The following is a 1,134-nucleotide window of genomic DNA, read 5'->3' as shown; positions in this document are numbered from 1 at the left end:
GCGGTTTTGCAGGTCGTATTCGTAATGCAGCGGCCAATGACAGTCGTCGACGCTGAGGAGATTGCCGAGGCGGTCGTAGGTGTAATCGACAATGCTGCGGTCGGGCAGGGTTTTTCTTACGAGGCGACCGGCAGCATCGCGCGCATAACCGGTAACCAACTGACTGCCGTCATCGCCGTACTCGGTCTTTTCCAGCAGATGCCCGGCGAGGTCGTAGGCATAGGCGGTGCGGCGCCCATCAAACCCGGTTTCCTGCTGGATCAGGCCGTTGGCGTGATAGTCGAGCCGATAGGTTTCGCCGACCTCGTTTTCAATCTCGGTCAGTAACAGCCGAACATTGTCATAACGGTATTTAAGCTGCGTGCCGTCCGGATTAATCCGGCGGCTGATCAGGTGCAGACCATCGGCGTATTCGTAGCGGGTGACGCGGCCCAACTCGTCGCGCTCAGCAGTGATTTTTCCGTACGGGTTGTAGCTGAATTCGCGTGTGGCCCCGTCAGGCTGAATCACTTTCAGCAAACGACCTACGGCGTCCCACTGATACTGGGTCAGCGCACCATGCTCATCCTCGCAAGCCACCTGCCGCCCCAGCTCGTCATAGCGATAACGCCGCACACCGCCATTCGCCAGTTTTTCTTCAATGAGCTGGCCGCGTTCGTTCCAGATAAAGCGTTGGCTGCTGTTATCCGGATACCAAACACCCGTGAGCTTTCCGTGTTGGGTGTAGGTGTATTCGGTGTAATTGCCATCCGGATCAGTCTTGCGAGTGATATCGCCTTGATCGTTACGCTGGTATTTCCACACCGCGTCACCACGGCGCACAACCCGTACGAAACCGTTGTCATGCTCGTAGGACGTCGGCGTATCGTCCCCGGGAAACAGCGCAATCAACCGACCGGCTTCGTCGTACTGATAGGCCGTCACCGCTCCCAGCGGATTCTGCTCGACCGTCAGCCGGCCTTTTTCGTCGTAGGATTTGAAGTGCTGCGCGCCGTCCGGATCGATCCGCTGCACCAGCCGTGCGCGCTGGTCGTGTACGTAGACTTCCTGGCTGCCATCGGCGTTGTGCACGGTGACCGTGCCGTTGTCGTCCCACACATACCGCGTGTCCATCTGCGAAAAGCTGGCCCAGTG

The 1,134-nt window shown here is 58.6% G+C and carries 1 pseudogene; it reads right to left on the bottom strand.

What is annotated here, in order from left to right:
• Nucleotides 1-1,134: pseudogene (locus HYE77_RS22765) on the bottom strand (type IV secretion protein Rhs); the annotation flags it as partial.

This window comes from Pseudomonas sp. IPO3774 (assembly GCF_013386835.1).
Taxonomy (GTDB): domain Bacteria; phylum Pseudomonadota; class Gammaproteobacteria; order Pseudomonadales; family Pseudomonadaceae; genus Aquipseudomonas.
Note: the sequence above shows the minus strand (reverse complement) of the source record. Positions and strands in the feature narration are given on the sequence as shown.